General features: G+C 73.1%; 23 protein-coding genes and 1 pseudogene. 13 read left to right on the top strand and 11 right to left on the bottom strand.

The features are described 5' to 3' along the window. Positions 1–263 precede the first annotated feature (263 nt). Entirely contained in the window at positions 264–674 is a 411-nt protein-coding gene (locus tag ACYQ77_RS23330; protein ID WP_459714688.1) for a heavy metal-responsive transcriptional regulator, read from the bottom strand. A gap of 128 nt (positions 675–802) precedes the next feature. On the opposite strand from ACYQ77_RS23330, the gene ACYQ77_RS23325 reads away from it, so the two are divergent. Further along, entirely contained in the window at positions 803–2,182 is a 1,380-nt protein-coding gene (locus tag ACYQ77_RS23325; RefSeq protein ID WP_459714686.1) for a dihydrolipoyl dehydrogenase family protein, read from the top strand. Between the two features lie 138 nt (positions 2,183–2,320). Here ACYQ77_RS23325 and ACYQ77_RS23320 read toward each other — a convergent pair whose 3' ends face one another. The 3 genes from ACYQ77_RS23320 to ACYQ77_RS23310 are packed head-to-tail and all read right to left on the bottom strand — an operon-like array spanning position 2,321 to position 4,798. Next, entirely contained in the window at positions 2,321–3,376 is a 1,056-nt protein-coding gene (locus ACYQ77_RS23320) for a Gfo/Idh/MocA family protein (protein ID WP_459714684.1), read from the bottom strand. After that, the gene (locus tag ACYQ77_RS23315) at positions 3,361–4,005 is read right to left on the bottom strand and encodes a ThuA domain-containing protein (RefSeq protein WP_459714681.1); all 645 of its coding nucleotides are present in this window, start codon (positions 4,003–4,005) and stop codon (positions 3,361–3,363) included. Before ACYQ77_RS23315 ends, ACYQ77_RS23320 begins: the two co-directional genes overlap by 16 nt. Before the next feature lie 10 nt (positions 4,006–4,015). Continuing rightward, the gene (locus ACYQ77_RS23310; RefSeq protein WP_459714678.1) at positions 4,016–4,798 is read right to left on the bottom strand and encodes a metal-dependent hydrolase; all 783 of its coding nucleotides are present in this window, start codon (positions 4,796–4,798) and stop codon (positions 4,016–4,018) included. Positions 4,799–4,896: 98 nt separating this feature from the next. On the opposite strand from ACYQ77_RS23310, the gene ACYQ77_RS23305 reads away from it, so the two are divergent. After that, the gene (locus tag ACYQ77_RS23305) at positions 4,897–6,132 is read left to right on the top strand and encodes a pyroglutamyl-peptidase I (RefSeq protein ID WP_459714677.1); all 1,236 of its coding nucleotides are present in this window, start codon (positions 4,897–4,899) and stop codon (positions 6,130–6,132) included. Here ACYQ77_RS23305 and ACYQ77_RS23300 read toward each other — a convergent pair. From ACYQ77_RS23300 to ACYQ77_RS23275, 6 genes are all read right to left on the bottom strand, one after another. Beyond that, a complete protein-coding gene (locus tag ACYQ77_RS23300) occupies positions 6,121–6,612 on the bottom strand; it encodes a hypothetical protein (protein ID WP_459714675.1) in 492 nt (163 codons plus the stop codon). The genes ACYQ77_RS23305 and ACYQ77_RS23300 overlap by 12 nt on opposite strands. Next, positions 6,609–7,295: a haloacid dehalogenase type II gene (locus ACYQ77_RS23295; RefSeq protein ID WP_459714673.1), complete on the bottom strand. Its 687-nt coding sequence runs from the start codon at positions 7,293–7,295 to the stop codon at positions 6,609–6,611. The genes ACYQ77_RS23300 and ACYQ77_RS23295 overlap by 4 nt, the downstream gene beginning before the upstream one ends. An 80-nt stretch (positions 7,296–7,375) precedes the next feature. Beyond that, a complete protein-coding gene (locus ACYQ77_RS23290) occupies positions 7,376–8,281 on the bottom strand; it encodes an LLM class F420-dependent oxidoreductase (protein WP_459714671.1) in 906 nt (301 codons plus the stop codon). An 18-nt stretch (positions 8,282–8,299) separates the two neighbouring features. Beyond that, positions 8,300–8,560 carry a DUF3040 domain-containing protein gene (locus ACYQ77_RS23285; protein WP_459714668.1) on the bottom strand — a complete coding sequence of 87 codons (261 nt, stop codon included), beginning with the start codon at positions 8,558–8,560 and terminating at the stop codon, positions 8,300–8,302. 89 nt (positions 8,561–8,649) lie between these two features. Then, the gene (locus ACYQ77_RS23280; protein WP_459714666.1) at positions 8,650–8,988 is read right to left on the bottom strand and encodes an STAS domain-containing protein; all 339 of its coding nucleotides are present in this window, start codon (positions 8,986–8,988) and stop codon (positions 8,650–8,652) included. Between the two features lie 20 nt (positions 8,989–9,008). Next, positions 9,009–10,994, bottom strand: coding sequence for a SpoIIE family protein phosphatase (locus ACYQ77_RS23275; RefSeq protein ID WP_459714665.1), 1,986 nt, complete (start codon positions 10,992–10,994; stop codon positions 9,009–9,011). Between the two features lie 120 nt (positions 10,995–11,114). Between ACYQ77_RS23275 and ACYQ77_RS23270 the strand changes: the two genes are divergently transcribed. From ACYQ77_RS23270 to ACYQ77_RS23255, 4 genes and pseudogenes are all read left to right on the top strand, one after another. Beyond that, entirely contained in the window at positions 11,115–15,404 is a 4,290-nt protein-coding gene (locus tag ACYQ77_RS23270; RefSeq protein ID WP_459714664.1) for a HAMP domain-containing protein, read from the top strand. 115 nt (positions 15,405–15,519) lie between these two features. Beyond that, on the top strand, positions 15,520–16,053 hold the full coding sequence (locus ACYQ77_RS23265; RefSeq protein WP_459714662.1) for a response regulator: 534 nt from the start codon (positions 15,520–15,522) through the stop codon (positions 16,051–16,053). Positions 16,054–16,093: 40 nt separating this feature from the next. Continuing rightward, positions 16,094–16,225, top strand: a pseudogene (locus ACYQ77_RS23260) (DUF1707 domain-containing protein); the annotation flags it as partial. Positions 16,226–16,368: 143 nt separating this feature from the next. Beyond that, positions 16,369–16,737: an STAS domain-containing protein gene (locus tag ACYQ77_RS23255; RefSeq protein WP_459714659.1), complete on the top strand. Its 369-nt coding sequence runs from the start codon at positions 16,369–16,371 to the stop codon at positions 16,735–16,737. Here ACYQ77_RS23255 and ACYQ77_RS23250 read toward each other — a convergent pair. Next, the gene (locus ACYQ77_RS23250) at positions 16,701–17,153 is read right to left on the bottom strand and encodes an ATP-binding protein (RefSeq protein WP_459714656.1); all 453 of its coding nucleotides are present in this window, start codon (positions 17,151–17,153) and stop codon (positions 16,701–16,703) included. The two genes, ACYQ77_RS23255 and ACYQ77_RS23250, sit on opposite strands and share 37 nt — an antisense overlap. Before the next feature lie 41 nt (positions 17,154–17,194). Here ACYQ77_RS23250 and ACYQ77_RS23245 point away from each other — a divergent pair, with 41 nt between their 5' ends. Genes ACYQ77_RS23245 through ACYQ77_RS23215 form a run of 7 tightly spaced genes read left to right on the top strand, consistent with a single transcriptional unit; the run spans position 17,195 to position 23,941 of the window. Then, positions 17,195–17,848, top strand: a complete 654-nt coding sequence (locus tag ACYQ77_RS23245) for an HAD family hydrolase (RefSeq protein ID WP_459714653.1) — start codon at positions 17,195–17,197, stop codon at positions 17,846–17,848. Between the two features lie 26 nt (positions 17,849–17,874). Beyond that, on the top strand, positions 17,875–18,525 hold the full coding sequence (locus ACYQ77_RS23240) for a Pr6Pr family membrane protein (protein WP_459714651.1): 651 nt from the start codon (positions 17,875–17,877) through the stop codon (positions 18,523–18,525). A gap of 47 nt (positions 18,526–18,572) precedes the next feature. Continuing rightward, the gene (locus tag ACYQ77_RS23235; RefSeq protein WP_459714648.1) at positions 18,573–19,145 is read left to right on the top strand and encodes a PadR family transcriptional regulator; all 573 of its coding nucleotides are present in this window, start codon (positions 18,573–18,575) and stop codon (positions 19,143–19,145) included. After that, entirely contained in the window at positions 19,142–19,858 is a 717-nt protein-coding gene (locus ACYQ77_RS23230; RefSeq protein ID WP_459714645.1) for an ABC transporter ATP-binding protein, read from the top strand. Before ACYQ77_RS23235 ends, ACYQ77_RS23230 begins: the two co-directional genes overlap by 4 nt. After that, positions 19,855–22,350, top strand: coding sequence for an FtsX-like permease family protein (locus ACYQ77_RS23225; protein WP_459714642.1), 2,496 nt, complete (start codon positions 19,855–19,857; stop codon positions 22,348–22,350). Before ACYQ77_RS23230 ends, ACYQ77_RS23225 begins: the two co-directional genes overlap by 4 nt. Next, the gene (locus ACYQ77_RS23220; RefSeq protein ID WP_459714639.1) at positions 22,347–23,483 is read left to right on the top strand and encodes a glycosyltransferase 87 family protein; all 1,137 of its coding nucleotides are present in this window, start codon (positions 22,347–22,349) and stop codon (positions 23,481–23,483) included. Before ACYQ77_RS23225 ends, ACYQ77_RS23220 begins: the two co-directional genes overlap by 4 nt. Continuing rightward, positions 23,480–23,941, top strand: a complete 462-nt coding sequence (locus ACYQ77_RS23215; RefSeq protein ID WP_459714636.1) for a DUF6194 family protein — start codon at positions 23,480–23,482, stop codon at positions 23,939–23,941. Before ACYQ77_RS23220 ends, ACYQ77_RS23215 begins: the two co-directional genes overlap by 4 nt. Positions 23,942–24,044: the final 103 nt, after the last annotated feature.

Below are 24,044 nucleotides of genomic sequence, written 5' to 3'. Positions count from 1 at the left end.
CGCCCGGGAGGGGCCCGCCGCGCTCGGCATGGTGCCGGTCACCGCGGGGATCGTCCTCGCCTCGTTCGCGGTCATGGTTGGCCTGGTCGCCAAGCTCGGCCGCGGTCAGCCTTCCGCTGGTCGCCCTGACGCCGCGCAGGGCAGCGGCCGGACCGGGGCCGTGAGTGTCCACAGGGGACGTCACCGGCGGGCGCCTCGCCGGTGACCGTCATGCGCTCAGCAGCAGCCTGCCGAGCAGCAGTCCGTGTCGCAGCAGTCGTCGATCAACATCCGGTCACCTCCTTCTCCGGTGCGCACCAGGTGCCCGGCTCCGGATCGAGGCACGGGCCGTCGTCGGGCAGCGAGCCGACCATGCGGACCAGGTCCGCGCGCAACGCGGCGAGCCGGGCGGTCTCCTCGTCGATCTCGGCGATGCGCCTGCGCAGCAGTGCCCCGGCCGGTTCGCAGGGGCACTCGCCGGTGTCCCGGAGCGACAGCAGCTCGCCGATCTCCCTCAACCGCAGCCCGAGCCGCTGGCACCCCTGGATGAACCGCAACCGCTCGACGGCCGACTCCGGGAACGCCCGGTAGCCGCCGGGGGTGCGGGGCGGGGGTGCCAGCAGGCCGGTCCGTTCGTAGTACCGCACGGTGTCCGGCGGCACACCCGCCGCCGCGGCCAGTTCCGCCACTCGCATGGGACCGACGGTAAACCTTGGACTCCACTCCCATGTCAAGTCGGGACCCGACTAGCCGGACCGGGCCCGGATGCGGCATCGTCAACGCCGCGCGAGGAGCCGAAGCCGATCCGTGGGAGTGATGGTTCATGCCGGAAGTCGATGTGGTCGTGGTCGGGATGGGACCCGGCGGGGAGGACGTCGGCGCGCGGCTCGCGCGGGCCGGGCTCGACGTCGTCGCGGTCGACGGGCGGCTGGTCGGGGGCGAGTGCCCGTACTACGCGTGCATCCCGACCAAGATGATGATCCGGGCCACCGACGCGCTCGGCGAGGCGCGCCGCGTGCCCGTGCTGGCCGGCGCCGCCGACGTCACGCAGGACTGGGCTCCCGTCGCGCGCCGCATCCGCGAGGAGGCCACCGACAACTGGGACGACCGCGTCGCCGTCGAGCGGTTCGAGGCCGCGGGCGGCACCTTCGTGCGCGGCTGGGGCAGGCTCACCGCGCCCCGCGAGGTCACCGTCGCCACTCCCGACGGGACCGAGCAGGTGTTCACCGCCCGCCGCGGTGTCGTGCTCAACACCGGCACCGACCCGGCCGTGCCCCCGGTCGACGGGCTCGCCGAGACGCCGTACTGGACCAACCGCGACGCCGTCACCGTCGAGGAGGTGCCCGGGTCGCTGGTGGTGCTCGGCGGCGGCCCGGTCGGCTGCGAGCTCGCGCAGGTGTTCTCCCGGTTCGGCGCCAAGGTCACCATCGTCCAGCACGCCGACCGGCTGGTCCCCGCCGACGAGCCGGAGTCCAGCGAGGTGCTCGAGAAGGCGTTCGCCGACGAGGGCATCACCGTCCGCACCGGGCTCGCCGCCGCGCGCGTGAGCTACGAGTCCGGCCAGTTCCACGTCAAGCTCGACAACGGTGAGGTCGTCGCCGCCGACCGCATGCTCGTGGCCGCCGGCCGCAAGACCGACATGAAGGCGCTCGGCGTCGGCGCCGTCGGTCTCGACGAGAGCGCCCGCGGCGTCACCGTCGACGAGCGGATGCGCGCGGCCGACGGCCTGTGGGCGATCGGCGACATCACCGGCCACGGCGCGTTCACGCACATGTCCATGTACCAGGCGAGGATCGCCGCGGCCGACATCCTCGGCACCGACGGCGAGGAGGCCGAGGTCGCGGACTACCGCGCCACCCCGCACGTCACGTTCACCGACCCGGAGATCGGCTCGGTCGGCCTGACGGAGGCCGCCGCGCGCGAGAAGGGCCTGAACGTGCGCGTCGGCGTGTCCGAACTGCGGAACTCGTCGCGCGGGTTCATCCACAAGGTCGGCAACAACGGGTTCATCAAGGTCGTGGAGGACGCCGACCGCGGCGTGCTCGTCGGCGCGTCCGCCGTCGGCCCGAACGGCGGCGAGGTGCTGGGCGCCCTGGTGGTCGCCGTGCACGCCGAGGTGCCGGTGAAGCTGCTGCGCCAGATGATCTACGCCTACCCGACCTTCCACCGCGCCATCGAGGACGCACTGAACAACCTGGCCTGAGCCCCGCGAGTCACGCCCTTAGGCATACCGAGTTGTACGTTTCGTGTAGGTGCGCGGGCTCGTCCGTGTGCACGAAACCGCCAACTCGGTGTGCGCGAGAGCGTGACTCGCGATGTCCCGGGGGCAGGACTCGCGGGGTTAGGGGACCGGGGTCGGGCGGGGGCAGGTGCTGGTGACGTTCTGGGCCTGGCCCAGTTCCGCCGCTCGCAGCAGGGACTCCATGACGTCCAGGACGTGGTAGGCCACGGCGCCGTTCGCGCGGTGTTCGGTGCCCGCCGCCAGCGCGGCCGCGAGGTCGGCCAGGCCGGTGCCCCGGCCCGCGTCGCGGTAGCCCGCGTTCGCGGGGACCTCGCGCCACTCCTTGTCCGGCTCGTACAGCCGCACCTCGCCGTCGAAGCCGTTCGGGTCCGGGACCGACAGGGAGCCGTGCGTGCCGTACACCTCGATGCGCGGCAGGGCCGCCGCCCACACGTCGAAGCTCATCATCAGCGTGGTGACCGCGCCGCCCTCGTGCTCCAGCACGCCGGCGACGTGCGTCGCCACCTCGACCGGGAACTCCGTGCCCGCGCGCGGGCCGCTCCCGATCACCCGGGACGCGCGTGGCGCCGACGCCAGCCCCGTCACCCTGCGCACCGGGCCGAGCAGCGTGACCAGCGCGGTCAGGTAGTACGGGCCCATGTCGAACAGCGGCCCGCCGCCCGGCCGGTAGTAGAACTCCGGGTCCGGGTGCCAGCGCTCGTGGCCCGGCGTGACCATGAACGCCGTCGCCGCCACCGGGGTGCCGATCGCGCCGTCGTCGAGGCAGCGCCGCGCGGTCTGCGTGCCGGTGCCCAGGACGGTGTCCGGTGCGCAGCCCACCCGCACCCCGGCCGCGTCCGCCGCCGCCAGCACCTCCCGGCCCTCCACTGTGGACAGTGCGAGCGGCTTCTCGCCGTACACGTGCTTGCCCGCCCCGATCGCCGACAGCGCGACGGCCGCGTGCGCCTGCGGGATCGTCAGGTTCAGCACCACGTCCACGTCGTCGGCCGCGTACAGCTCGTCGGGCCGCAGCATCCGCACGCCGGGCACCGTGCGTGCCGGGTCGAGGTCCGCGGCCGCCACCAGCGACACCCCGGGCAGGCGCGGCAGCGTGTCGAGGTACTGGCGGCTGATGTTGCCGATGCCGACGAGCCCGACCCTCAGCGTGTCGCCCACAGCAGGCCCCTCGTCAGCGTCTCGTGCACGGCGGGCAGCTCCAGGTCCGCCATCCGATGACCGATCGTCGTCACGAACACCCTGCCGGCGCCGTGCTCGCGCACCCACATGACCGGCATCGTCGGCGTGCCGATCTCCGGGCGGTCCGGGTCCGGCAGGTACTCCGTGGTCGCCAGCACCTCGTTGCCCGGGTCGGTGTGGACGTAGTACTGCTCGCTGTGCACCTCGAACGGCTCGACGTCGGCCACCACCGGGTGCCCGCCGACCGGGTGCACCACGTACGAGACGAACTCCTTGTGGTGGTGGATGAACTGGCCGCCGGTCAGCAGGTGGTAGCCGGGCTGGTCGCGGAACGCGTCCACGAACCCGCCGTGCCACCCGGCGAACCCGGTGCCGGCGCGCACCGCGGCCAGCAGGCCGGCCAGCTGGTCGCCGGTGATCGTGCCCATGGTCCAGCACTGGACGATCAGGTCGATACCGGACAGGTCGTCGAGGTAGGCGTCCAATGTGGACGACGTGGTCACCGCGTAGTCCCGCTCGGAAAGGAACTTCGCGTACCGGTCGGTCGTCGCTACCGGGTCGTGGCCTTCCCAGCCGCCACGCACCACGAGCGCTCGCTTCGCAGGCATGGCACCCACACTACGGTGCGGCCTCCGCGGGCGGGGTGAACATGCGCTCCACGAAGTCGACGCCGAACTGCCACGCGCCCGGGATCAGCAGCAGTCCCACCACCACGAACGCGGGGAACACCAGCATGCGCTCCACGCGCTTGCCGGTGCGCAGCCGCAGCGCCTTCGGCGGGCGCAGCTCGTACCAGGTCTCGCCCTTGATGGGGACCGGGAACAGGAACGGACACCCGGACTCGGTGATCGCGTCGCCGAGGCAGTGGGTGAAACAGCCGACGGCGACGGCGATGCCCATCAGGCCGGACAACTCGCCCAGGTCGGCGAGCGGGTCGGGGCCCGCCTGGTTGAGCCACCACACCACGGCCGCCGCGGAGACGATGATCATCCAGTCGCCGAGGGCGTCCTGTGCCAGCAGCAACCCGAGCACCGCGACGCCCGCGACCGCGTACGGGCCGCCCGCCTCGGTGCCGACGCTCGCCGCGAAACCGAGGCCCACCGCGAACAGCACGGTGTGCGACAGGTGCCGGTGCGTGCCGCGTTTCCGTTCGTCGCGCGGGCCCTTCGTCACGGCGTAGATCGCGGCCGACGCGTGCCGCAGCAGCCACGACACCATCCGGGAGATCGGGCCGAGCAGCTTCGACGCGCGGGCGTGCGGGTGGTCGAGGTCCGGCAGCAGCGCGAACCCGGACGTGGTGACGGCGAACAGCACGGCCTGCTCGATGGACGTCGCGCCGACGAACTGCGCCACACCGAGCCCCGCGCACCAGCCGGTCAGCGCGTGCGTTCGGCCCATCATCGGCGGTGCCCCCTCGGATCGATCAGCGAAGATCAATTATGCCGTGTGTTCGATACCGGTCCTTCGCGGCGCGCCGAACGTGCGCGAGGATGGCGCGCATGAGAGTTCGCACCCTGCTCACGGCCGCCGTTCTCGGGCTGGCCGGAACACTCGTCCCGACCGTCACCGCCGCCGCCGCGCCGACGTGCGCCGACCCGGCCGCGCCGCTCACCGTCTCCGAACAGCGCCTCGCACTGCCCGCACCAGCGGAAATCCTGCGGCGCAGCGGTTTCGACCGCTTCGAGCGCGTGTTCACGCCGTCGCTGTGCCTGCTGCCGGACCACCGCACCGCCGCCATCGCGATCGGTGTGCAGGGCCGCGCGCTGTGGGCCGCCGCGGTCGCCCGCGCACAGGGCAAGCTGCCGCCCGGCACGCTGCCGGTGACCGACGACCGCCCGCTGTACTGGGCGCGGCTGCAGTTCACGAAGGCGCTGCGGCAGTGGACGCCGTCGTTCGCGCTGTCCCCCGCCGACCGCGCCGCGCTGATCGACGTGCTGGAGAGGACCTCCCGCGGCCAGGACACGATCGCCTACCCGCGCCACACGCGGAAGGTCCTCGTCACCGGCTTCGACCCGTTCCAGCTCGACCAGGACATCCGGCGCAGCAACCCGTCCGGCGTCAACGCGCTCGCCCTCGACGGCACCGTGATCGAGACGGCCGACGGCCCGGCACGGGTCGAGACCGCGATGTTCCCGGTGCTGTGGGACCCGTTCGCGGCCGGCGTGGTGGAGCGGACCATCCAGCCGTGGCTGCCGAAGGTCGACCTGTTCACCACGATCAGCCAGGGCCGCGTCGGCCGGTTCGACGTCGAGCGGTGGAACGGCCGCTGGCGCGGCGGGTTCCCGGACAACGACAACATCTCGCGCACCGAGGTGATCCCGATCCCGGCGGGCGTGCCGACGGTGCTGCCCGCGCCGGAGTTCGTGCCGACGACCCTGCCGTACGCGGCCATCGTCGCCGCGCCGACCGGCCGGTTCCCGGTGTTCGACAACACGTCGGTGACCGAGATCCCGGCGGGCCAGACCACGCCGGTGGTGTCGCCGACCGGTCCGACGCCGGGTTCGGTGGCCCGCGCCGGTGGCGGCGGCAACTACCTGTCGAACGAGATCGCCTACCGCGCGACGCTGCTGCGGGACGCGCTCGGCCTGACCACGCCGGGCGGGCACCTGCACACGCCGGTGCTGCAGTTCGCGCCGGACAACACGACGGAGCTGACCGACCCGGTCTTCGAGCAGAACCAGCGCGACATCGTCGACCAGATCCGCGCCGTGCTCGCCGTCGCGCTAGACGCGTGACCGCAGGTAGGGGATGAGGTAGCGCAGGGCCTGGGTGGCGCGCACGGTGTCACCGCGCACGACCGCCCAGGCCCGGCCCCCGGCGAACGGGGGCGGGCCCGGCGTCCCGCGGGTGACGTGGAACGACGGCGCGCCACCGAACCCGGGCAGCGAAGCGGGTTCGCCCGCCGCCGTGAAGAACGCGCCGACCGCGTCGCGCACCGGTCCGCGCGGCGCGTGCGTGATGGTGACGTCCCCGCCACCGCCGACGAGCACGACGACCGCCGGCGCGTACCGCCGGACCAGCACGTCGAACGACGCGAGCCCGTCCGGCGCGACCACCAGGTACGCCACGCCGGAGGGCACCGCCATCCGCCCCGGGTGGAACCGGCGCCCGCGCCCGATCCCGAGGACCGCCAGCACGGCGCCGGTCTCCTCGGCCCGTGCCGCGACGACCCCGACGTGCCACCCGTCCCCGAGCGCGGCCGCCGCGCGCGTCATGGACAGCCGAGCTGGGTCGCGAGGTCGTGGAAGTCGGTCGCGTACAGGTCGCACGTGACGTCCTCGGGGCGGTCGGCCGCCTCGCGCGGTCCCTTCTCCCCCGGGCGGTGGACGAACGCGGTGCGCAGGCCGGCCGCGCGGGCGCCGTCCAGGTCCCACCGGTGCGCGGCCACCATCAGGACCTGCGCCGGTGCGACGTCCAGCAGGCGCGCCGCCGTGTGGTACACGACGGCGTCCGGCTTGTAGGCGCGGGCCAGCTCCGCGGACAGGACGCAGTCGAACGGCAGGTCCGCCTGCTTCACGAGGTTCGTGAGCAGCGCGAACCCGCCGTTGGACAGTGTCGCGGTCGTGTACCGCGTGCCGATGCGGGCCAGGCCCGCCGCCGCGTCGTCCCACGCGGGCAGCGTGTGCCACGCCCGCACCAGCCGCGCCCTGGTCCGCTCGTCGACCGGCCGGTCGCCGAGCAGCTCGTCCAGCGACTCACGATGCAGGGTGTCCAGGTAGGCCCACGCGCGTTCGCCGGTGCGGACGCGGTCCATCGACGGGGCGTACCGCGACCGCCAGCGGGCCGCGAAGTCGCCCGCGTCGACCTCCGGCAGGAGTTCGGCCACCTGGTCCGCGACCCCGGTGTACCAGTCGACGGTCGTCCCGAAGATGTCGCACGCCACGACGCGGATGTCCATGTCCCCAGGCAACCACACCCGGGTTCAGGCGGGCGACGCCTTCCTGGCGCTGGTGCGGGAAGTGCGGGCAGGGCGCCCGCTCATCCCAGCAGCGGGCGGACTTCGGACGCGATCAGGCCGAGGTGGTCGAGGTCGGTCATGTCCAGGATCTGCAGGTACAGCCGCGAAGCGCCGGCTTCCGCGTACGCGCGGAGCGTCGCCGCCGCCTCCTCGGGCGTGCCGGCGGCCCCGTTGGCCTTCAGCTCGTCGAGGTCGTGGCCGATCGCCGCCGCGCGGCGGGCCGCCTCGGCGTCGTTCCTGCCGACGCAGGTGGTGATCGCGGCCGAGTACACCAGCTCCCGGTCGCCCGCCGCCGCGCGGACGCGGGCGAACTGGGCGGCGGTGTCCTCGACCGACGAGAACGGGACGTTGAACTCGTGGGCGTACTTCGCCGCCAGGGCGGGCGTGCGGGACGGGCCCTTGCCGCCGACGATCACCGGGACGGGGGACTGGACCGGCTTCGGCAGCGCGGGGGAGTCCGCCAGCCGGTAGTACTTCCCGTCGAACGAGTACCGCGAACCGACCGGGGTGGACCACAGGCCGGTGACGATCTCCAGCTGTTCCTCGAGGCGGCCGAACCGCGCGGACGGGAAGGGGATGCCGTACGCGGTGTGCTCCGCCTCGAACCAGCCCGCGCCGAGCCCCAGTTCCACGCGGCCGCCGGACATCCGGTCGACCTGGGCGACCTGGATCGCGAGCACGCCGGGCAGCCGGAACGTCCCCGCGGTCAGCATGGTGCCGAGCCGGATGGTCGACGTCTCACGGGCCAGGCCCGCCAGCGTCACCCACGCGTCGGTGGGGCCGGGCATGCCGTCGCCGGACATGTGGAGGTAGTGGTCGGAACGGAACCAGGCCGAGAAGCCGAGTTCCTCCGCCGCCCTCGCCATCGTGAGCTGGGTGTCGTAGGAGGCGCCCTGTTGCGGTTCGGTCATGATGCGGAGATCCATGCGGGACATTCTCCGCTGTCACGCACGTCCCGCCAGGTGCAGGCACGCGCCGATGCCCAGGGTCAGGATGCCGAACACCATGAGGATCGCGCTCGCGACGACCGCGCCCGCGAGGAACAGCAGGGCACCGGTCACGTCGACCGCGATCCTCGTCGCGGACCGCCAACGCCTGCGCTGCGGTGGCTCGAGGTCGCGCAACATCTTCGTGAACGCCGGATCGGACTCCTCGAACCAGCGCTCGATCGCCCGCAGATGCCGGTCTTCGTCGTGGCTGAGCATCGCGACTCCCACGCCTCGTGGCCGGGCCCCGTCCCCGCCCGCTCTTGTGTTGGCGCCGCCGGGTACCCCGTTCCCGGCCGGGCCAACCCTCATCCGCGGCGCGCGTCCGCCACCGAGTCGTACACGGTGAACAACTCCGCGGTCCGCGTCAGCTCCATCGTCCTCGTCACCAGCGGCCCGGGGACGAGCGCGAGTCGAACACCGCTGGACTCGGCGAGCGCGGTCATGCGGACGAGGGTCGCGAGGCCGAGCGACCCGAAGAACGTCACGTCGGTCAGATCGACGACGACGCACGGGGTGCCGTCGAGGTACTCCTCGAACGCCGCCGCCAGCTCCGGTGCGCTCACCAGGTCGATCTCGCCGTTCACCGTCAGGACCACGCAGTCCTGCTCCGGTCTCGCGACGCGCAACCGCACGTGCTCGGGCATCTGGACGTTCCTTCCTCGGGTCACCGGCCCTGTGCGGGCACCTGCACGGCCACGATCGCGATGTCGTCGCGGTGCGGCTCGGGGGAGAAGTCGTCGACGGCCTGCCGGACACCCGCGATCACGCCGTCCGCGGTGCGGGGCGTCGCGCGGCGCAGCGCCTCGGCGAGGCGTTCCGGCCCGAACAGCTCGGTGCCGCGGCGGTGCTCGGTCACGCCGTCGGTGTAGAACACGAGCGTGTCGCCGGACAGCAGCACGTGCCGGGTCGGGTGCACCGCGAACCGGCGCACCAGCCCGACCGCGCTGCCGTGCGTGCCGAGGTAGGTCACGGTGCCGTCCTCGTGCACGAGTGCGGGCTGCTCGTGCCCGGCGAGCACCAGCTCCACCCCGAGCGACGTCGGTTCCGTGTCCTGGCGGGTGATCACGGCGAGCGCGACCGTCGCGAACTGCGACGGGTCACCCGCCTCCAGCATCATCTCGTTGAGCAGCTCGAACGTCCGGTCGAGCGGTTGACCGTCGCGCAGCAGGACGCGCAGCACGTCGCGGACGAGGCCGGTGCGGGCGGCGGCGCGCGGGCCCTTGCCGCACACGTCGCCGACGACCGCGAGCCAGCGGTCCTCGCCGAGCGCGAGCACGTCGTAGAAGTCGCCGCCGACGTCCGCGCCCGCGCTCACCGGCAGGTACGCGGCCGCGAACCGCACGCCGTCGGCGACCGGCAGGGCGCGGGGGAGCAGCGCCTGCTGCAGTGCCTGCGAGGTCGCGGCGTGCGCGCTGTCGCGTTGCGCGTTGTCCAGCGACTGCGCCGCGCGGCGGGCGAGCTCGGTGAGGATCAGCAGCTCCTCGGGCCGGTGCACGCGCTCGGCGGGCCTGCCGACGCTGACCGTGCCGATGGCGCGGCCACCGACCCGCAACGGCACGGCGACCCCGTCGAAGGGCGCGTTGAGCCCGGCGGCCTGCGTGCGCTCGGCGAGCAACCTGGTCAGCGCGCCGTCCGGTTCGGTGAGCGGCGCGAGCCCGTCGCGCAGCGCCGGGATCTCGTCCTCGCGCACGTGGGTGAGCGCCTCGAGCCGCAGCCTGCCCCGGTCGTCGAGCAGGTGCAGCGCGCACCAGCGGCCGAGCCGGGGCACCAGCACCTGCGGCACGATCGCCGCGGTCAGCCGCACGTCGAGGGAGTTGCCGAACATCTCGGTCGCCTCGGCCAGGTACGACATCCACAGCCACTGCTCGCGGTCGGCGCTGTGCTGCTTGTCCGCCTCGATCGCGAGCGTGACGCGCTGCGCGGTCAGCTGGGCGAGCTCGGCGGCGCGGCCGGCGTCCGAGTACACGGTCAGGTGCCCGGACCTCGGCGCTTCGAGCGGCAGCGGCACGGTCACCACGTCCTCGCCCGGCTTCTCGCCGTAGGCGGCCAGCAGCTCGTCGCCGTTGTCGTCGGCGAGCACGACCGCGCCGCCCCGCGCGCCGAGCACGTCGCACAGGCGGCGCAGCAGTTCCGTCACGAGCACCGGCAGGGGCGAGAGCGGGGCGGGCAGGTGCAGCAGCCAGCGCGCGGTGTCCGGGTCGGGCCACGACGACGGCGGGTTCGCGACGGGCGGGGCCGGCGTGGGCGGCGAGGTGGTGGCCCGCAGCGTGAACCACACGCGGTGGCCGCCGCGGTCGTGCCTGCTGCCCCACGCGGTGGCCAGGGCGTCGATCAGCACCAGGCCGCGGCCGTGGCTGGCGCGCCTGCTGCCGGGCGCGGGCGGCACGGTCCTGCGCAGCTCCATCGGCGTCGAGCCCTGGTCGGTGACCGCGACGGTCAGCTCGACGCCGTCGGCGGACACGTCGATGGTGAACCCCGTGCCGGCGTGCAGGACCGCGTTCTCGCAGAGCTCGCTGGTCAGCAGCACCGCGTCGCTCGCCAGCTCGTCGAGCCCGGCGTCGGCGACGGCCGCGCGGACGAACCGGCGCGCCGCGCTCGGTGCGCCGGCCTCGCCCGGGAACCGGGCGCGTCGCTCGAACGGGGGCCGCATGGCGAGCAGTCTGCCGGGTGCTTACCGGAAGCGGTGACGGGGTCGTGCCGGGAACGGCACCGGGACGGAATGACGACGCTCGTAAACTCCTGTGCAAGGGCGAACACCTGGAGGCGACTCATGGCCGCACCGGACGTCACGGCTCCCGGCGCCGACCTCGACGGTCTGCTCACCGAGCTCGTGGCGGCGACGACCGCTGTCCGGAAGGGCCAGTTCGACGTGCGCCTGACACGTCGCAGCGGGCTCGCCGGACAGGTCGTGGACGGGTTCAACGCAGTGGTGGAGCTGCAGGAACGCCGCAACCGCGACCTCTTGCGGATCAGCAGGGTCGTCGGCCGCGAGGGCAGGATGCTCGAGCGGATGGACTCCGACCAGCTCGACGGCTCATGGGCGTCGGGCGCGGTCGCGGTGAACTCGCTGATCGACGACCTGGCGCGGCCGACGTCGGAGATCGCGCGCGTGATCGCGGCCGTCGCCGAGGGCGACCTCTCCCAGCACATGGCGCTGGAGATCGAGGGCCGTCCGCTGCGCGGTGAGTTCAACCGCATCGGCCGGACCGTGAACACGATGGTGGACCAGCTGTCGTCGTTCGCCGACGAGGTCACGCGTGTCGCCCGCGAGGTGGGCACCGAGGGCAAACTCGGTGGTCAGGCCGACGTGCACGGCGTGTCCGGCACCTGGCGGGCGCTCACCGACTCGGTGAACACGATGGCGTCCAACCTGACCAACCAGGTGCGGTCGATCTCGACGGCGGCGACCGCGATCGCGCAGGGCGACCTGTCCCGCAAGATCACCGTGAGCGCGCGGGGTGAGATCGCGGAGCTGGCGGAGACGATCAACTCGCTGACCGACACGCTGCGGGTGTTCGCGCACGAGGTCACCCGCGTGGCGCGCGAGGTGGGCACGGAGGGCCGCCTCGGCGGTCAGGCGACCGTGCCGAACGTGGCGGGCACGTGGAAGGACCTGACGGACGCGGTGAACCAGCTCGCCGCGAACCTCACCGACCAGGTCCGCAACATCGCGCAGGTGACGACGGCGGTGGCGAAGGGCGACCTGTCGCAGAAGATCACCGTCGAGGCGCGCGGCGAGATGGTGGCGCTCAAGGACACCGTGAACACGATGGTGGACCAGCTGTCGTCGTTCGCCGACGAGGTCACGCGTGTCGCCCGCGAGGTGGGCACCGAGGGCAAACTGGGTGGTCAGGCGCAGGTCGAGGGCGTGTCCGGGACCTGGCGGAACCTGACGGAGAGCGTGAACCAGCTCGCGGGGAACCTGACCGGCCAGGTCCGCAACATCGCGCAGGTGACCACGGCGGTCGCGAAGGGCGATCTCTCCCAGAAGATCACCGTCGACGCGCAGGGCGAGATCGCCGCCCTCAAGAACACGGTCAACACGATGGTGGACCAGCTGTCCTCCTTCGCCGACGAGGTCACGCGCGTGGCGCGCGAGGTGGGGACGCAGGGCAAGCTGGGTGGTCAGGCGCAGGTCACGGGGGTCGCGGGCACGTGGCGGGACCTCACCGACAACGTGAACTACATGGCGTCGAACCTGACGAGCCAGGTCCGCAACATCGCGCAGGTCGCGACGGCGGTGGCCGAGGGCGACCTGTCGCAGAAGATCACCGTCGACGCGCAGGGCGAGATCCTGGCGCTGAAGTCGACGGTCAACACGATGGTGGACCAGCTGTCGTCGTTCGCGGACGAGGTCACCCGGGTGGCCCGTGAGGTGGGTACCGAGGGCAAGCTGGGTGGTCAGGCGCAGGTGAAGGGCGTGGCCGGGACGTGGCGCGGCCTCACCGACACCGTGAACTACATGGCGTCCAACCTGACGAGCCAGGTCCGCAACATCGCCCAGGTGACCACGGCGGTGGCGAAGGGCGACCTGTCGCAGAAGATCACCGTCGACGCGCAGGGCGAGATCCTGGAGCTCAAGTCGACCGTGAACACGATGGTGGACCAGCTGTCGTCGTTCGCGGACGAGGTCACGCGTGTCGCCCGTGAGGTGGGCACGGAGGGCAAGCTGGGTGGTCAGGCGCAGGTGAAGGGCGTCGCGGGCACGTGGCGCGACCTCACCGACAACGTCAACTACATGGCGTCGAACCTGACCAGCCAGGTCCGCAACATCGCGCAGGTCTCGACCGCGGTCGCGCAGGGTGACCTCAAGCAGAAGATCACCGTCGACGCGCAGGGCGAGATCCTGGCGCTGAAGAAGACCATGAACACGATGGTGGACCAGCTGTCCTCGTTCGCCGACGAGGTCACCCGCGTGGCCCGTGAGGTGGGCACGGAGGGCAAGCTGGGTGGTCAGGCGCAGGTGAAGGGTGTCGCGGGCACGTGGCGCGACCTCACCGAGAACGTGAACCAGCTCGCCACCACGCTCACCATCCAGCTGCGTGCCATCGCGGGCGTGTCCACGGCCGTGACCCGCGGTGACCTCACCCAGCAGATCGGCGTGCAGGCCAGCGGCGAGGTCGCCGAGCTGAAGGACAACATCAACCAGATGATCGTGACGCTCCGCGAGACCACCGCGGAGAACGCGAACCAGAACTGGCTCGACTCCAACCTCGCCCGCATCGGTGGCCTGCTGCAGGGGCAGCGCGACCTCACCGCCGTGTGCCAGATGATCATGAACGAGGTCGTGCCGCTGGTGAACGGCCAGGCGGGCGCGTTCTACCTCGGCGCCGACGGCGGTGTGCCGGAGTGGCGGCTCGCCGCGTCCTACGGCCTCGGCACCGACGACGTCCAGGTCGGCTTCGGCCACGGCGAGGGCCTCGTCGGACAGGCCGCCGTGACCAAGCAGCCGATCGTCGTGCGCGACTCGCGGGCCGGCTTCACCCCGATCCGGTCCGGCATCGGCGCGTTCACGCCCGCCGCGCTGGCCGAGGTGCCGGTGCTGGTCGAGGGCGAACCGGTGGGCGTGCTGGAGATCGCGTCCGTCGGCGACTACTCCGAGCTGCACCTCGCGTTCCTGGAACGGCTCGTGCAGACGGTCGGCGTCGCGATCAACACGATCCGGGCGAACCTGCGCACCGAGGAGCTGCTCGGCCAGTCGCAGCGGCTCGCGGCCGAGCTGCAGAACCAGTCCGCGGAACTCCAGCGCACCAACGCGGAACTCCAGGACAAGGCGGCCCTGCTGTCCGAGCAGAACCGCAACATCGAGATCAAGAACCTGGAGATCGAGGCGGCGCGGCGGCGCGTGGAGGAGAACGCGCAGCAGCTCGCGCTCGCGAGCCAGTACAAGTCCGAGTTCTTCGCGAACATGAGCCACGAGCTGCGCACCCCGCTGAACTCGTTGCTGCTGCTGGCCCGGCTGCTCGCCGACAACCCCGAGAAGAACCTGACACCCAAGCAGATCGAGTTCGCCACCACGATCCACAACGCGGGCACCGACCTGCTCGCCCTGATCGACGACATCCTCGACCTGTCCAAGATCGAGGCGGGCCGGGTGACGATCGAGCCCGGCACCGTCGACCTCGCGGAGGTCGTGGCCGACGCGCGGCGCGCGTTCGCGGCACAGGCCGACGAGAAGGGCCTCACGCTGGAGGTGCGGATCGCCGACGGCACGCCGCCGTCCGTGGTCACCGACGCGCAGCGGCTCGGCCAGATCCTGCGGAACCTGCTGTCCAACGCGGTGAAGTTCACCGAGCGCGGCACCGTCACGCTGACCGTGTCGCCGAAGGGGAACGACACGGTCGCGTTCTCCGTGCGGGACACCGGGATCGGCATCTCCGACGAGAAGTTCGAGATGATCTTCGAGGCGTTCCAGCAGGCCGACGGCACCACCAGCAGGCGGTACGGCGGCACCGGGCTCGGGCTGTCGATCTCGAAGGAGCTGGCCAGGCTGCTGGGCGGGTCCATCTCCGTCGAGTCCACGCTCGGCGCCGGGTCGACGTTCACCCTGTTCGTGCCGGTGGTGCTGCCGGGCGCCGGGCCGAAGCGGTTCACCCCGCTCGCCACCACCGAGGACGGGCTGCCCGCGATCGGCACCCCGATCCTGCGGCCCGCCGTCGGCGTCCCGGCGGTGGCGCGCGAGCTGACCGGCGTGACCGTGCTGCTCGTCGACGACGACGTGCGCAACGCGTTCGCGTTGACCAGCGCGCTGGAACTGCACGGGATGACCGTGCTGTACGCGGACAACGGCGCGGACGGCGTCCGGATGCTGAGCGAGCACCCGGAGGTCGACATCGTGTTGATGGACGCGATGATGCCGAACATGGACGGGAACGAGACGACGCGGCGGATCCGGCAGCTGCCGTCGGGCGCGCAGACACCGGTGGTGTTCCTGACGGCCAAGGCGATGCCGGAGGACCGCGAGGCGAGCCTCGCCGCCGGCGCGGACGACTACGTCACCAAACCGGTGGACCTGGACCAGCTGCTCGACGTGGTGTCGTCGTGGGCGGTGGCCGGGTGAGCGGAGCTTGCGGAGCGAACCATCGAAACAGACGGCGGCATCTCGACCGTGGCGGGCGCCGGTGGAGCGGAGCTTGCGGAGCGTGCCGGTGCCACGGAGCGGGCGAGGTGACGCCGTGACCATCTCTGCCAAGGCCCTGCTGGTCGACGACCGGCGGGAGAACCTCGTCGCCCTGGAAGCGATCCTGCAGGGCCTCGCCGTGGAGACGGTCGCCGTCACCAGCGGCGAGGAAGCCCTCAAGCGGTTGCTGACCGACGACTTCGCGGTGATCCTGCTGGACGCGTCGATGCCCGGCATGGACGGCTTCGAGACCGCGACGCACATCAAGCAGCGCGAACGCACGCGGCACATCCCGATCATCTTCCTGACCGCGCTGAACTACGACGCCCGGCTCGCGTTCCGCGGCTACCAGATCGGCGCGGTGGACTTCATCACCAAGCCGTTCGACCCGTGGGTGCTGCGGTCCAAGGTGGCCGTGTTCATCGAGCTGTGGCTCAAGAGCGCGGAACTGACCACGCAGGCGCTGGAACGGATGGCGCTGCACGAGGCCCTGTCGAAGGCGCTGTCCCTGATGGGCGGCGGCGACACCGACGGCGCCATGGGCGTGCTGCGGGAGGCGCAGGCCAGGTACGCCCGAGTCCGCGTATGACACCCGCCGCACCCCCGCACCGCGCGTCCATGGACGAGGGGTGACCGCGGCACGCGCCGCCGCCGTCACCGCGCTGGGTGAGCACCTGACCGCCGGGCGGCTGCGCCCGGCCGAGCACGAGGAGCGCTGCGCGCGGGCGTCGGTCGCGCGGACGCGGGGTGACCTGGCGGCGTCGTTCGCCGACCGTGCCGCACCCGGACCTGCCCGCCGCCGCACTGTCGGCATCCCGGCCGCGATCCGGTGGCGGCGAAGTAGCCACCCGGGTAGCCCAACCTCGGTCGCGGAACCCGCGGGGGTGCGGGCAAGATACGTGCCATGCCCAACGCTCCGCTTCCCCCGGGCGACCACTTCGGTGCCACCGTCGACGTCGAGCGGCACGGCGATGCCGTGGTGCTGCGCGTGGCGGGTGAGCTGGACCTGGTCACCACGCCGATCCTCACCGAGGCGAGCACCGAGGCGTTGCGGTCCCGGCCGCCGGTGCTGGTGATCGACCTGACCGGGGTGACGTTCCTCGCCTCCGTCGGGATGTCGGCCATCGTCGCGGCGCACGAGGAGGGCGGGGACCACACGAAGGTGCGGGTCGTCGGCGGTGGCCGGGACACCCTCCGGCCCATCCACGTGACCGGTCTGGACAACCTGCTGGCGGTCTACCCCGACCTACCGTCCGCGCTCGCGGGCTCCTGACTCTCCGGCACCCGCGCGCCGCGCAGCACGACCGTGGTCCCGTCGGCGGAACCGGCGACGGAGACCTCCGCCACGCAGGCGCGCATGAGGCGGATGCCCTGGCCGCGCGTGCTCTTCGGGTCGTCGACCGGCGGCCGCCACACCCCGCGGTCCCGCACGGTGAACGTGACGTGGTGGTCGGTGACCTCACCGCGCAGCTCGACCGTGCCGGTCCCGGCCGGGTCGCCGGGGCCGACGCCGTAGCCGTGCTCGATGCTGTTGCTCACGGCCTCGTTGATCGCGAGGACCATGTCGTCCAGGTGCGGCGACGACCAGCCGACGGCTCTCAGCCACGTGCGCACCTTGTCCCGGGCAACGGACGGGGACACCCAGTCGGCGGCGAGCACCAGGTCCAGCGGCGGCGGCACGATCGCCATTCTCCCAGTTTCGGCGGGTTCTGCCCGGCATACTGCCGAACATGGGGCTCGACGCGCTCATCTTCGACTTCGACGGCCTGCTCATGGACACCGAAACCGCCTCGTTGCGGGTGTGGCAGCACCTGTGGCGCAGGCACGGGCTGGAGCTGGACACCTCGACGTTCTTCGCGCCGCACGGCGGGGACGTGATCGCCGAGCGGTACGCGGCGCTGGCCGCCGCCGTCGGCCCCTCGTTCGACCGGGAGGCGAGCCACGCCGCCCGCATCGCCTACCGCGACGAGGTGCACGCGGCGCTCGAGCTGGCCGACGGGATCGCCCCGTGGCTCGACGAGGCCGACGCCCTCGGCCTGCGGCTGGCCGTGGCGAGCAGCTCGCACCGCGACTGGGTGGCCGGGCACCTGGCGCGCATCGGGTTCCTCGACCGCTTCGAGCTGCTGGCCTGCGGCGACGACGTGGACACGGTGAAGCCCGACCCGGCCGTGTACCTGCTGGCGCTGGAGCGGCTCGGCGTGCCGGCCGACCGCGCGATGGCGTTCGAGGACACCGTGCACGGCGTGGCCGCCGCGAAGGCCGCGGGGCTGGCGTGCGTCGCGATCCCGCACCCGCACGCCGACCCCGCCGCGTTCACCGCCGCCGACCGGGTGCTGACCAGCGCCGCGGAGGTCACGCTGGCGGAGCTGACCGGGCGCGGTTAGGCCGTTCGGGCTAGTGTTCCCGGTTCGTGGCACGTGACTCCTTCTCCCGCTGGTGGCACGGCGTGCTGGCGCTCGTGGTGCTCGCCTCGCTCGTCCTGCAGCTCGTGTTGCTGTTCACCACCGGCGCCGACGCCAGCGCCGGCCGGACCGGCGGCCCGGCCGACGAGCGGCTGCGGCGGTTCTTCAGCTACTTCACGATCGAGAGCAACCTGTTCGTGCTCGCCGCCGCGACCGTGCTGGCGCTGCGGCCGCGCCAGGACGGCCCGGTGTGGCGGGTCGTGCGCCTCGACGCGCTGCTCGGCATCGTCATCACCGGCCTGGTCTACGCGCTCGTGCTGGCGCCGCGGCTCGACCTGACCGGCGGCGCGCTCGTCGCCACCATCGGGCTGCACTACGTGTCGCCGGTGATGGCACTGCTCGGCTGGCTGGTGTTCGGTCCCCGGCCGCGGATCACGTGGCGGACCGTGGTGGTCGCGTTCGTGTGGCCGGTGCTGTGGCTGGTCTACACGTTCACCCAGGGCGCGGTCACCGACTGGTACCCGTACCCGTTCCTGGACGTGACCGAGCTCGGCTTCGGCACGGCCGTGCGCAACGCGCTGGTGGTCGTCGTGCTCGGGGTGGCCATCGCGGCCTGCTTCCGGTTCCTGGACCGCAGGCTGGTGCCCGCGCCGCGCTGACCTGCGCTGCTTGTCAGACACATACCGGGTATGCATACTCAGTATCCATGTCCGTCAGGTACGGCCTGCTCGCGCTCCTGGGACGGGAGCCGATGTACGGCTATCAACTGCGCACCGAGTTCGAACGGTCCACCGGGCTCACGTGGCCGCTCAACATCGGGCAGGTCTACACGACCCTCTCCCGCCTCCAGCGCGACGGCCTCGTCGCGGAAGCGGACGGGGCCGACGAGCCCGGCAAGGTCGTCTACCGGCTCACCGACGCCGGCCGCACCGAGCTGACCACGTGGTTCGCCACCCCGGTCGCGCCCGCCGAGCACCCCCGCGACGAGCTGGCGATCAAGATCGCGCTCGCCCTGCACACCCCGGGGGTCGACGTGACCGCCGTGCTGCAGACCCAGCGCACCGCCACGCTCACGAAGCTGCGCGAGCTGACCAGGCTCAAGGCGGAGGCCGACGAGTCCGCCGACGACGCGTGGCTGCTCGTCCTCGACCTGATGATCTTCCGGACGGAGTCGGAGTCCCGCTGGCTCGACCACTCCGAGACCCGGCTGGCCCGCACCCGGCGCACGGCGCCCCGGCCGGCGGCCGCCGCCGCGGAGCCGAAGGCGGTGCGGCGGTGAACGCACTCGAACTGCACGCCGTCACCCGCGTGCACGGCGCCGGCCCGGCGGCCGTGCGGGCGCTGACCGGGGTGCACCTCGCGGTCCGCCCCGGCGAGCTGGTCGGCGTGATGGGACCGTCCGGCTCGGGGAAGTCGACGCTGCTGCAGCTCGCGGGCGGCCTCGACGAGCCGACCAGCGGGCGGGTCGTCGTCGGCGGCACCGACCTCGGCGCGCTGGGCCGCGCGGGCCGGGCGGCGCTGCGCCGCCGCGCGATCGGCTACGTGTTCCAGGACTTCAACCTCATCCCCGCGCTCACCGCGGCCGAGAACGTCGCCATGCCGCTGGAGCTGGACGGCGTCCGGGCGCGGCGGGCCAGGGCCGACGCCATCGCGGCGCTCGCCGACGTCGAGGTCGGCGACCTCGCCGACCGGTTCCCCGACGAGCTGTCCGGCGGGCAGCGGCAGCGGGTCGCGATCGCCCGCGCGCTGGTCGGGCCGCGCAACCTGCTGCTGGCCGACGAGCCGACCGGCGCGCTCGACTCGCACGCGGGCGAGGCCGTGCTCCGGCTGATCAGGGCCCGCTGCGACGCGGGCGCCGCCGGTGTCCTCGTCACCCACGAGGCCCGGCACGCGGCGTGGGCCGACCGGATCGTGTTCCTGCGCGACGGCAAGCTCGTCGCCGACACCGGCGCTCCCTCCACTGTGGACAGCCTGCTCGAGGGCGCGTCGTGAGCGGCTGGCGCGCGGCGCTGCGCATCGCGCGGCGCTCGGTCCGGCGGTCGATCGGGCGCTCGGTGCTGACCGCCGCCATGATCGCGGTGCCCGTCGCCGGGGTCACCGTCGCCGACGGGGTCGTGCGCACCATCACCGACCGCGACGTCGACCTCGCCCGCACCCTGGGCACCGCCGACCTGCGCGTGGACGTCCACCACCGCGAGGAACTCGACGTCCGCCCGCTGCTGCCGGCGGGCGCCCGCGTCGTCCCGTTCAGCAGCCGGTACTACGAGAACAGCGTGCGGCTCGTGCAGGGCGAGCGGATCGTCCGCACCCGGCTCGACGTGGTCGTGCTCGGCGACCCGATGACCGCGCACCTGGCCCGCGTCGAGTCCGGCAGGCTGCCGGAGCGCGACGACGAGGTGCTGCTCACCCGGCCGCTCGCGCAGCGGCTCGGCGTGCTCGACGGCGGCACCGTGCGCCCCGGCACGACCCTGACCACGGACAAGGGGCCGTCCGCCACGGTGACCGGACTGGCCGTCGAGCCGTACTGCCTGGTGTGCGAGGGCATCGTCGTCTCGCCCGGCTCCGTGCTCGAGGACGCCATGCACGACGGGTCGCTCGTGCCCCTCGGCTACCTGGTCGACCTGCCGGACGGCGCCGACGCCGCCGCGGTCGCCCGTGACTGGCCCGCCGGCGGGTCGACGGTCACGACCCGGGAGTCCTTCGTGGACCAGACGCCGTTCGCCGGGTACGTCGGGGACGCGGCGGCGGGCCCGCTCGCGGTCCTCGCCGGGCTGGCCCTGGTGGTCGTCGTCGCCTGCGCGGCGGCCGCGTTCACGGTCGGCGCCCGGCGGCAGGTCCGCGAGCTGGGGCAGGTCGTCGCCGAGGGCGGCGACGGCAGGCACGTCCGGCGGATCGTGCTGGCCCAGGGCCTCGTCCTCGGCGTGCTCGGCGCCGCCGGCGGGCTCGTGCTCGGCGCGGCCGTCACCGTGCTCGGCGTCCCCCTCTGGCAGCGGATGACCGGGCAGCTGGTCGAGGACCTGCGGTTCGGCTGGCCGGAGCTCACCGCGCTCGCGGTGGTGGGGGTCATCGCGAGCGCGGCGGCCGCGGCGGTGCCCGCGTTCGGCGTCGCGCGGATGACGCCCGCCGACGCGCTCGCCGGCCACGTCCGGACCGCGGCGCCGCACACCGGGTTCCCGGTGGCGGGGACGCTGCTGGCGACCGGCGGGGTGGCGTGCGTGGTGGCCGCCGGGCTGCTGGGCCGTGACCCGTCCGTCGGCCGGGCGCTGCCGCTCACGGGCATGGTGGCGGGTGGGCTGGTCGCACTGGCAGGCCTGGCCCTCGTGCTGCCCGCGCTGCTGGCCGCCGCCGGCCGGTTCGGCACCCGGCTGCCGCTGTCCGGCCGGCTCGCGGTCCGCGACGCCGTGCGGCACCGGCACCGGACCGTCGCCGCCGTCCTCGCCGTCATGGTCACCGCGGGCGCCGTGGTCATGACCGCGTTCGTGCTGGGGCCCCGGACCGCACCGGTGCCTGCCATGCCGGAGCACACGATGTTCGCGATGCTCGACCCGGTGAGCAAGTACGGGGACGTCGACGGGGAGGAGCAGCTCGCGAAGGCCGTGGCGACCATGTCGTCGGCCGTGCCCGGCACGGTGGCGCGCGAGATCCCGCTCGCGACGGCGTACGACGAGGGCGCCGGTTCCCCGCCGATCTTCGCGGACGACTGCGGCGGGGCCCTGGCGGGGATCGGCACGGACCTCATGCCGCTGCACACCCGCCGGGCACCGGACGCCGGGATCCGCGCCGCGCTGGCCGAGGGCAAGGTCGTGGTGTTCACCCCGTGCGTCGTCAGCTCGCGGGGCACGGTGACGTTCTCGGCGAACCTCCCCGCCCCCGTCGAGCTGCCCGCCTACCTGGTGGACAGGGCGGCGACGTACCGCGACGACTACGGGCTGCTGCCGTCCGCGTTCGTCGCCGAGGAGACGGCCGCCCGGCTGGGGTGGTCGTCGTACGCCGACACGGCCCTCGTGACCTACCCGGCCACGGCCACGGAGGCCGACATCGAGGCCATCCGGACGGCCGCCGAGGACGCGGGTGTCGACACCGTGGTCGACGTCGGCGCCGACGGCGACGCGAACCTGCCGTTCCTGCTGGCGCTGATCGCGGGGCTGGCCGGGCTGCTCGGGTCCGGGGTGGTCGTCGCGCTGTCCGCCGCCGACGGCCGGGCCGACCTGGCGACGCTGGCCGCGCTCGGCGCGCAGCCGTGGCGGCGCCGGGTGATCGCGGGCGCGCAGGCGCTCGTGGTGTCCGGGCTCGGCGCGGTCACCGGCGTCGTGCTGGGCGGTGTCGCCGGGTTCGCGGCGGTGCCGGTGCTCGGCGGCGGCGAGTTCGCGGTGCCGTGGGAGCAGGTGCTGTTCACCGGCGTGGCGGTGCCACTGCTCGCCGCGGTGGTGGCGATGGCGGTCACCCCGGGGCGGCTGCCGATGATCCAGCGGCGGCAGTCGTGACGACGTTCCGGTGGTGGGCCGCCGGGGTCGCGGCCGTGACGCTGACCGTGCTGCTGATCGACGCGACCGTGCCCGGTTCGCTCATCGACCTCGACGTGTACCGGGCGGGCGGCGCGGCGTGGCTGCACGGCGTCCCGCTCTACACCGACGCCTTCCCGTCGTGGCTGCCGTTCACGTACCCGCCCGTCGCGGCGGTGCTGTTCAGCGTGCCCGCGATGCTGCCGCTGCCGGTCGCGGCGGCGGTGCTGACCGTCGCCGGGCTCGCCGCGCTGACGGTCACGGTCCTGCTCGCGGCGCCCCTGCGGATCCGCGGGCCGCTCGCCGCGATGGCCGTCGTCGGCGTGTGCGTGTTCGAGCCGGTGCGCACCACGCTGCTGTTCGGCCAGGTCAACCTGGTGCTGATGGGTCTCGTCGCGGTCGACTGCCTGATGCCGAGGACGCGTCACCCGCGCGGCCTGCTCGTCGGCGTCGCGGCGGCGGTCAAGCTGACCCCGGCGATCTTCGTGCTGTTCTTCCTGGCCCGCCGCCAGTACGCGGCGGCGGTCACCACGGTGGTCACGTTCGCCGCGGTGACGGGCGCGGGCATGCTGCTGGCCCCGGCCGACAGCGTCACCTACTGGCACACGACGATCTTCGACCCGGACCGCATCGGCGGGGCCATGTTCGTGACGAACCAGTCGCTGCGCGGCGCGCTGAGCAGGCTCGGGCTGCCCGACGGCCTGTGGTTCGCGCTGGTCGCGGCGGTGCTGGCGGCCGCGTGGCGCGGCGCCCGGCGGGCGACCGAGCCGGTGGTGGCGTTGCTGCTGGTCGCGGCGGCCGGGCTGCTGGCGTCCCCGGTGTCCTGGTCGCACCACTGGGTGTGGGTCGTCCCGGCGCTGGCCGTGCTGGCCGGGCGCGCGGCGGTGCCCACGGCGGCGGTGTTCACCGTGGGCCACCGGTTCCTGCCGCACGCGCGCGGCCGCGAGGCGGAGTGGACGTGGTGGCAGCACGTCGTGGGCAACACCTACCTGCTGGCCGCCGTCGCCTTCCTGGCGTGCTGCCTGCACTCCGATTTGAGACTTCGCCGCGTCCGTACTGGCGGTTCCGCGGAGAAAGTCCACCACAGGAGTTCAATGACACGCTTGAAGGTATGACCATCGACGAACTGAAGCAGTACCTCCGCGACACGTTCGCGGGCATCCGCATGGACGAGGCCCAGGGCGACACGTTCGTCACCTACGACCCCGACGGCGACCTCCCGGCCGACCGCTGGCACCCGTTCACGACGATCGTCACCGGCGACCACCACGAGACGGTGTCCGACCTGGACCACCCGGGCACGTACCGCCTCAACATCGGCCTGACCACCGCGACGTACACGTCCCTGTTCGGCCCGGCCCCGACGACCAGGGACGCGAACGGCATCCTCACCACCGGCCACGACCACGCGGCCCGCGACCGCCTCATCCCCCACCCGGTCTACGCCAACCACCACTGGGTATGCGTCATCAACCCGACGCCCCCGACCTTCACCACCCTGAAACCCCTCCTGGCAGAGGCCTACGACTTCGCCACCCGCAAACACAAAAACACCCACCGCCGCCACCCCTAACCCCGCGAGTCCCCGCCCTCAAACACCGCGAGTCACGCTCTCAGGCAGTACGAGTTGTCGGTTTCGTGCACATGAGGCCTGCACGAAACTGACAACTCGGTAT

Source organism: Actinophytocola sp. KF-1 (genome assembly GCF_054661535.1).
Note: the sequence above shows the minus strand (reverse complement) of the source record. Positions and strands in the feature narration are given on the sequence as shown.

Bases quoted from the DNA above. Each gene is read 5' to 3' on its own strand.
- ACYQ77_RS23330 (WP_459714688.1), bottom strand. From the start codon at position 674: ATGCGAGTGGCGGAACTGGCCGCGGCGGCGGGTGTGCCGCCGGACACC.
- ACYQ77_RS23325 (WP_459714686.1), top strand. From the start codon at position 803: ATGCCGGAAGTCGATGTGGTCGTGGTCGGGATGGGACCCGGCGGGGAG.
- ACYQ77_RS23315 (WP_459714681.1), bottom strand. From the start codon at position 4,005: ATGCCTGCGAAGCGAGCGCTCGTGGTGCGTGGCGGCTGGGAAGGCCAC.
- ACYQ77_RS23310 (WP_459714678.1), bottom strand. From the start codon at position 4,798: ATGATGGGCCGAACGCACGCGCTGACCGGCTGGTGCGCGGGGCTCGGT.
- ACYQ77_RS23305 (WP_459714677.1), top strand. From the start codon at position 4,897: ATGAGAGTTCGCACCCTGCTCACGGCCGCCGTTCTCGGGCTGGCCGGA.
- ACYQ77_RS23300 (WP_459714675.1), bottom strand. From the start codon at position 6,612: ATGACGCGCGCGGCGGCCGCGCTCGGGGACGGGTGGCACGTCGGGGTC.
- ACYQ77_RS23295 (WP_459714673.1), bottom strand. From the start codon at position 7,295: ATGGACATCCGCGTCGTGGCGTGCGACATCTTCGGGACGACCGTCGAC.
- ACYQ77_RS23290 (WP_459714671.1), bottom strand. From the start codon at position 8,281: ATGGATCTCCGCATCATGACCGAACCGCAACAGGGCGCCTCCTACGAC.
- ACYQ77_RS23285 (WP_459714668.1), bottom strand. From the start codon at position 8,560: ATGCTCAGCCACGACGAAGACCGGCATCTGCGGGCGATCGAGCGCTGG.
- ACYQ77_RS23280 (WP_459714666.1), bottom strand. From the start codon at position 8,988: ATGCCCGAGCACGTGCGGTTGCGCGTCGCGAGACCGGAGCAGGACTGC.
- ACYQ77_RS23275 (WP_459714665.1), bottom strand. From the start codon at position 10,994: ATGCGGCCCCCGTTCGAGCGACGCGCCCGGTTCCCGGGCGAGGCCGGC.
- ACYQ77_RS23270 (WP_459714664.1), top strand. From the start codon at position 11,115: ATGGCCGCACCGGACGTCACGGCTCCCGGCGCCGACCTCGACGGTCTG.
- ACYQ77_RS23255 (WP_459714659.1), top strand. From the start codon at position 16,369: ATGCCCAACGCTCCGCTTCCCCCGGGCGACCACTTCGGTGCCACCGTC.
- ACYQ77_RS23250 (WP_459714656.1), bottom strand. From the start codon at position 17,153: ATGGCGATCGTGCCGCCGCCGCTGGACCTGGTGCTCGCCGCCGACTGG.
- ACYQ77_RS23245 (WP_459714653.1), top strand. From the start codon at position 17,195: ATGGGGCTCGACGCGCTCATCTTCGACTTCGACGGCCTGCTCATGGAC.
- ACYQ77_RS23235 (WP_459714648.1), top strand. From the start codon at position 18,573: ATGTCCGTCAGGTACGGCCTGCTCGCGCTCCTGGGACGGGAGCCGATG.
- ACYQ77_RS23215 (WP_459714636.1), top strand. From the start codon at position 23,480: ATGACCATCGACGAACTGAAGCAGTACCTCCGCGACACGTTCGCGGGC.